The 7,332-nt window shown below is 40.5% G+C and carries 7 protein-coding genes and 1 other annotated feature; all 7 genes read right to left on the reverse strand.

Annotated elements, in window-relative coordinates:
• Positions 1-196: 196 nt before the first annotated feature.
• Positions 197-994 carry a pyruvate, water dikinase regulatory protein gene (locus WMZ97_RS21595; RefSeq protein ID WP_343274131.1) on the reverse strand — a complete coding sequence of 266 codons (798 nt, stop codon included), beginning with the start codon at positions 992-994 and terminating at the stop codon, positions 197-199.
• Positions 995-1,026: 32 nt separating this feature from the next.
• On the reverse strand, positions 1,027-1,656 hold the full coding sequence (locus tag WMZ97_RS21600; RefSeq protein WP_343274132.1) for a helix-turn-helix transcriptional regulator: 630 nt from the start codon (positions 1,654-1,656) through the stop codon (positions 1,027-1,029).
• Between the two features lie 116 nt (positions 1,657-1,772).
• Positions 1,773-3,857 (reverse strand): glycine--tRNA ligase subunit beta, encoded by a 2,085-nt coding sequence (glyS, locus tag WMZ97_RS21605; RefSeq protein WP_343274133.1) that lies wholly within the window; start codon positions 3,855-3,857, stop codon positions 1,773-1,775.
• The gene (gene glyQ, locus WMZ97_RS21610; protein ID WP_343274134.1) at positions 3,857-4,735 is read right to left on the reverse strand and encodes a glycine--tRNA ligase subunit alpha; all 879 of its coding nucleotides are present in this window, start codon (positions 4,733-4,735) and stop codon (positions 3,857-3,859) included. The genes glyS and glyQ overlap by 1 nt, the downstream gene beginning before the upstream one ends.
• A 73-nt stretch (positions 4,736-4,808) precedes the next feature.
• Positions 4,809-4,981: a binding site (T-box leader), on the reverse strand.
• Positions 4,982-5,031: 50 nt separating this feature from the next.
• Positions 5,032-5,775, reverse strand: coding sequence for a DNA repair protein RecO (gene recO, locus WMZ97_RS21615; RefSeq protein WP_343274135.1), 744 nt, complete (start codon positions 5,773-5,775; stop codon positions 5,032-5,034).
• 62 nt (positions 5,776-5,837) lie between these two features.
• Complete coding sequence (locus tag WMZ97_RS21620; protein ID WP_343274137.1) at positions 5,838-5,984, reverse strand: YqzL family protein; 147 nt, start codon at positions 5,982-5,984, stop codon at positions 5,838-5,840.
• 98 nt (positions 5,985-6,082) lie between these two features.
• On the reverse strand, positions 6,083-6,985 hold the full coding sequence (era, locus tag WMZ97_RS21625; protein WP_343274136.1) for a GTPase Era: 903 nt from the start codon (positions 6,983-6,985) through the stop codon (positions 6,083-6,085).
• Positions 6,986-7,332: the final 347 nt, after the last annotated feature.

The following is a 7,332-nucleotide window of genomic DNA, read 5'->3' on the forward strand; positions in this document are numbered from 1 at the left end:
CCGGACGGCGGCACCAGCACTTCTCTTCCAATAGAACGAGAGAAAGTGTCATGTAAAAGAATGAACACTACGTCGCAGTTTCCATCAACTATGAATAATAAACCTCATTTGATTAAAAAAGTAGCCATTCTAAAAATGGCTAAATTAACAAAACAAACATTCTGCTTTATTTAGGACAGAATGCTTGCTTTGCTTTTTAACGGAACATCCGTAAGATACTATTTGCGGTTTCCTCTACTGCTTTGTTTGATACATCGATAACTCGGCAGCCGATCTTACTGACAATTTGATTAAAATAATTTAATTCCTGTTGAATCCTGTCCATGGTTGCATAAGTTGCTTGATCCCCTAATCCCAGTGCTTTTAGACGCTCTTTACGAATATCGTTTAGCTTTTCTGGATTAATTCTGAGGCCAATACATTTTTCCGGGTTTACCATAAACAACTCTTCCGGCGGCTCCACTTCAGGGACGATTGGCACATTGGCCACCTTTAATCGCTTATGAGCAAGATATTGGGATAATGGGGTTTTTGACGTACGTGATACACCAATTAAGATGATATCTGCCCTGGCTATCCCACGCGGATCCCGACCATCGTCATATTTTACAGCAAATTCAATGGCTTCAACCCGTTTAAAGTAATCCTCGTCAAGCTTATGGACCAGACCTGGTTCTAAACGCGGGTTACCAAAAAGGCGTTCCATCGCATCCATCATCGGGCCCATTATATCGATTGCTTCCACATCTAACCGATTTGCTTCTTCATTTAAATAATTGCGGAGTATCGGATTCACAAGGGTAAAGCCAATAATACCCTCCTGCTCTTTTGCCAATACGAGTGTTTCATCAATTGTTTTTTTGTCTTCCACGTAGGGTATACGCTGAATTTTATATTCTCCGTTATTAAATTGACTTAAACCAGCTTTAATCACTAAATCTGCTGTTTCCCCAACAGAATCAGATAAAACATACACTAATGGTTGCGACCCCATCGATAAACCTCCCTTGTTTCTTACGCCCTTTGTTATAAATGCTCATCCGTAATTAATTCCACAAATGCCTTCGTAATGGTTGTCTTTGTAATACGTCCAACAACCTCTAACCCATCTTTGGTATCTTTTATTACCGGTAAGCCATCAATTTGTTTATTGATTAGTTCCTTAGCTGCATCCAACAACTGGTCTTCTTTTCTGCATACCGTAATATTAGGCATTCGCGTCATGATAATGTGTACAGGCACCTCATTCAAATCCTGTTTGCCGATACTTGCCCGAAGTAAATCTTTCCGTGATAAAACCCCCGTAAGACAGGCATTGCTATCAACGACAAATAATGTTCCTACATCCTCTAAAAACATTGTTGAAATAGCGTCATAGACCGAAACATTTTCCTTTACCACAATTGGTACAGACTGATATTCATGCACTTTAAATTTTTTGATTTTCTCTGTTAACAGCTCAGAGCCTGTTTTTCCGGTAAAAAAGTAACCAACACGTGGTCTGGCATCCAGAAAACCTGCCATTGTTAAAATAGCTAAATCGGGGCGTAATGTTGCACGTGTCAAGGACAGTTTTTCCGCAATGTGCTCCCCTGTAATGGGTCCATTTGCTTTTACAATTTCAATAATTTGTTCTTGCCGATTGGATAATTCCACCTTTTCACCACCTACTAGCGAAATATGCCATACATTTCTTTAAATAGTATATACTATTTAAGATGAAAAGGAAAAGAGAAGGTGTTTAAAATGTTCACCATAAACCGGACTTACCCTTAAAAGTGTTGTTTCCAGCTGATTTTGGTCATATCGGCATAATCAGTAATTAACGTTGCCAGGGAATGAATCAGTGCTAAACGATTATTCCGCAGCGCTTCATTATCTGCCATTACCATATTATGCTCGAAGAAATCATGGATTTCCTTTGTCAGCGACATTAACTGCTCAAGCGCTTGTTCGGCATCCAAGCGTTCGTTGGCCGACTGGTAGCTTGCATGCACTACTTGAAGCTTCTCGTATAAGGATGTCTCCGATGGTGTTTCGAAAAGCTTAGTATCCACCTGTTGTGCTTCAGCTTTTTTCGCGATATTCAAGACACGTGTAAAGGCTTCTTCTGTTGGTTTGAAAGTTTCCTGGCTGCGTTTTTCTGAGAGAATGCGTGCTTTGGAAATCATATAGGCCACCACTCCTAATTTATTTGCTAAGACGGCCTGAATGATATCTGGTTCGATACCCACTTCCTTTAATAAATAAGTTGCTCGTAATGCTACAAATTCGTTGAGTTCGCTCATTATTGTTTGTTCATCAGCTATATCGATGTCTGTTGTCTGATACAATTCCTTCGTGATATCCAGCAGTTTCCATACTGGTACGTTCCACTTTTCATGCTGCAGAATCTTTAAGATGCCAATCGCTTGACGTCTTAAACCATAGGGATCTTGTGAACCAGTGGGAGTGAGTCCAACCGAAATACAACCAACAATAGTATCCAGTTTATCAGCAATACTAACGATTGACCCTTCCATTGTCGTTGGCAGCTCATCTGTTGCATGACGAGGCAGGTAATGCTCCGCAATAGCCTGGGCCACAAGTTTATCTTCCCCAAAGAAAAGTGCATATTTTTCGCCCATTATCCCTTGGAGATCAGTAAATTCGTTCACCATATTGGTCATTAAATCAAACTTACTGATTTGTGCTGCCCGGACAGCTCGTTGTTTTTGCGTATTATCCACCCCGAGTATAATGGCAATTTGTTTCATAAGACTGACGACTCGTTCTACTTTTGCATGAATCGTGCCCAGCTTTTCCTGAAACACCACTTTTTTCAGTTTGTTCAAATAAAATTCTATCGGCTGTTTCCGATCTTCTTCATAGAAAAACCGTGCGTCTGCCAGGCGCGCCTTCAATACCTTTTCATTCCCTCTGGCAACGGTTTCGAGTCCCTTGGCATCTCCATTTCGAACCCCAACAAAATAGGGCAATAATTCATCCGTCTGTGATTTAACGGGAAAATAACGCTGGTGTTCCTTCATCGATGTAATAAGTACCTCTGCAGGCAGTTCCAGAAATGCTTGATCAAACTCACCAATAAAAACAGTAGGATATTCCACTAAGTTGCGCACTTCATTAAGTAAATCTTCTGCAATCGGAATTTGGATCCCCTGTTGACTTTCCAATTCTTTTATTCCATCTATAATCAATTTTTCCCGCTTAGCAGGTTCCGCGATCACGAAGTTTTCCGCCAGCCGGTCAATATATTCCCGCGTGTGATTCAGAGCAACCTCTTTCCCTAAGAAACGATGTCCTCGTGTTTGTCTCCCAGTTTCAACATGGGCAACAGTAAATGGGATTACTTGATCATCATATAATGCCACAAGCCAGCGTATCGGACGTACATAACGGAGTTTCTCCTTACCCCAATGCATATTTTGCGGAAATTTTATTGCTTCAATAATATCTTTAAATGACGGAAGCATCATGTCAGATGGATTTCCTTCAATATGTTTTTTCACAAAAATATACGTTGTGCCTTTGACATCCTTTGTATAGATATCGTCTGTTGTTTTACCTTGACCTTTGGTAAAACCTATCGCTGCTTTTGTCCAATTTCCATCCGTATCCTGTGCAATTTTAACCGCCGGGCCTTTCACTTCTTCCTCCAGAACCGCTTGTTCTTCGGCCATATCGTGAATCAATACCGCCAGTCTTCTTGGGCTGGAATACGACGAAATAGAGGAAAAAGAAATACGTAATTCCTCTAACCATTCTTGCGTCTTTTCCCGAAGCTGTTTTTCGGCATCGTCAATAAATCGTGCCGGCATTTCTTCTAATCCTATTTCAAACAACGCATCCTTTGCCATTATTTTTTCTCCTCCTTCAACATCGGAAATCCCAGTTCTTCACGTTTAGCAACGTATGCCTTAGCAATCCCTCTGGCTAAATTACGCACGCGGCCAATGTATCCTGTACGTTCGGTTACTGAAATAACGCCTTTCGCATCAAGCAGGTTAAATGTATGGGAACATTTCAGTACATAATCGTAAGCCGGAAAAATCAGACCCTTTTCCATCGTAGCTTTTGCTTCTTGTTCATACATAGAGAATAATTCAAATAGCATCTTGGTGTTTGATTCTTCAAATGTATAGGTAGAATGCTCATATTCCGGCTGCAAAAAGATATCCTTTACCGTAACTCCATCGGTCCATTCTAAATCAAAGACATTTTCTTTATCCTGAATATAAGATGCCAGTCGTTCCAGTCCATAGGTTAATTCGACTGCAACTGGATATGCTTCCAGCCCGCCGATTTGCTGAAAATAGGTGAATTGCGTGATTTCCATACCATCCAGCCATACTTCCCATCCTAATCCAGCAGCACCAAGTGTCGGGTTTTCCCAATTATCCTCGACAAAGCGAATATCATGTTGTAACGGATCGATCCCAAGCTTAATGAGAGAATCGAGATAAAGGTCTTGTACATTCGCAGGTGACGGCTTCATGATAACTTGAAATTGATGATGCTGGTATAATCGATTGGGATTTTGTCCATACCGGCCATCTGCAGGACGTCTGGACGGCTCAACATATGCAACATTCCATGGTTCGGGTCCCAAGCTTCTAAGCAGTGTCATTGGAGACATGGTGCCGGCACCCTTCTCTACATCATACGCTTGTGTTAAAATACAATTTTGGTCAGACCAATGCTTTTGCAATGTCAAAATCATTTGTTGAATATTCATTAATGTGTTACCTCCCTATTCACGAAAAACTACGAGACAAGAAAAATCCGCCCCTATGTCTAACTGACTTAGACATAGGGACGGATTTTGGTCCGCGGTTCCACCCTATTTGCTCCTATAATCAGAGCCACCTTATTAAAAACGCTCCGGAGTGCCTTCCCCATTGTCCCATTATCCAGCTTCCACCAACCTGGACTCGCTACGAATCGTAAAGCAACAGGTACTTTTCTCCATCCACACACTATTTACAAATATGTACAAATCATACTGTATTTTCGGCTATGTGTCAATGATGTTCACTTAAACTTGTCGAGTTGCTTTAAAAACCTCTTGGATTTTATGTAGTACCCGCCATAGTGTTCGTAATAGGCATCCAGAATTTGCCGCAGTTTATTAATCGTCTCTGCTTTCACCGAGATATTTCCAATTCGTTCCAGGCCGACATTGCTGAACAAATATAAAAGCCTTGCCAATGTATTTGTCACCCCAATGGCGTATGGGTCGATATGCTGACAATTCTTGCATAATAACCCACCCTCGATGATCGAAAACGAAAAAGGAGTGTCCGTGCTGCCACAATTTGTACATTGATTAACGGTTGGCGCAAATCCACCCTTGTTAAATAGCTTCATTTCATACATCATGATCGGAATATCTGCTGACTCGTGTGTAGTAATCCAATCCATCGTTAACAAAAGCTGGTTATAAATAAATGCATCTGATGTTTTTTCGTCAACCAATTTGTCCGTTAATTCAACGATATAGGCTGCATAAGCAGTTTTGACAATGTCTTCGCGAATGGTCCGAAGTGAATTCACTATTTCTCCTTGCTGGATGGTACTTAAACCAGTATGTATATATACGAAAAACTCACCATGAATGAATGGCTGCGTAACTGCAGCCATTCTACTCTTTGGCTTTTTGGCGCCCCTGGCAATTGCCGCGAATTTACCTATTTTTTTGCTGAATATCGTTACAATTTTATGTGTTTCACCATAATCCTGTGTTTTAATGACAATACCTTCCATTTTTTCTAGCACACGGTTCACCTTTCTTTTATAAAGCTAAAAAATGTGAAACAGGTCATTCGGCTGGTTGTGCGCTACATGTTGGTATCAAGATGTGTTAACTCTTTCTCATGCTGTCGTTTTTGCCCTTTTCCGGTAGGTTCTGTTTCCATCTCTTTCAATAACAAATAGGTTTCAATGTTTCCTGTCTGACTGAATACTTTCCATGTAAAGTCGATCATTAGAAACCACTGCCTTTCTTTAACATTTAAAAAAGTATCAACCTCACTATTAGAATGACCACCCATCATGAAAGAATGAGTTATAATTTTTACCATGTTTAATATTCATCTTCCCGAAAACCTAAATCCCGAAGCTGGCTTTGCCGATTACGCCAATTATCTTGAACCTTTATCCATAGCTCCAAATAGACTCTTGTCCCGAGTAATGCTTCTATATCAGCGCGTGCCCTTTTCCCAATTTCCTTCAACATTTTTCCTTGTTTCCCAATTAATATCCCCTTTTGTGACTTTCGCTCCGTTATCACTGTTGCCTGGATAAATATCGCATTTGATTCTCGCTTTTCGATATTTTCAATGACAACGGCAATCGAATGCGGGATCTCTTCTCTTGTAAGCTGCAAAACTTTCTCCCGGATCAGTTCGCCAATAATAAATCGCTCTGGATGATCGGTCACTTGGTCTGTGGGATAATACTGTGGCCCAGCCGGTAGATGCGTTTTTATAACACCCAATAGATGAGCAACATTATTCCCCTCCAGAGCCGATATAGGGATAATCTCCTCAAACTCATATTTACCTCGATATAAATCAATCAGCGGAAATAGGTCCTCTTTTGGGATTAAGTCCATTTTATTAATGATTAGAAAGACCGGTTTTTTTACTTGCTGCAGTCGGTCAAGGATGTATTGATCTCCCCTGCCATAGCCTTCTTTGGCATTAATCATAAACAGGACAGCATCCACTTCATTTAACGTATTCTCCGCTATTTGCACCATAAAATCACCAAGTCGATGTTTTGGTTTATGAATCCCCGGCGTATCAATAAAGACGATTTGTGCATCTTCCTCTGTTAGAACACCCTGAATCTTATTTCGGGTCGTCTGTGCTTTATCACTCATAATCGCAATCTTTTGTCCGATAACACGATTCATAAACGTTGATTTTCCTACATTCGGCCGGCCGATGATGGCGATAAAACCTGATTTAAAGTTGTTTTCCATGTTGTGTCCTCCGGTGTCTGTCATCTATACCTGTTGTCTTGTTACTGCGTATATATTCCATAATACTACAAATAAAGCTCACTTTCATATAATCGACAAAACCTTTAAAAAGAAGTTGTTTTTTGACAGAGAATCTATGCATATTTTACTGACGGCAGAAATAAAACTAGGACATAACTTAATATTCCACACTAAGACGAACGATGACAGTATGGAAGCTTCGAACATGCTTTGGTAACAGGTGAATCTTAATACGTAGTTGATGAAAAATGCGACGTAGTGTTCATTCTTTTACATGACACTTTCTCTCGTTCTATTGGAAGAGAAGTGCTGGTGCCGCCGTCCGG

The sequence above is a fragment of the Lentibacillus songyuanensis genome (assembly GCF_039548255.1).
In the GTDB taxonomy this organism is placed as follows: Bacteria; Bacillota; Bacilli; order Bacillales; family Amphibacillaceae; genus Lentibacillus_C; species Lentibacillus_C songyuanensis.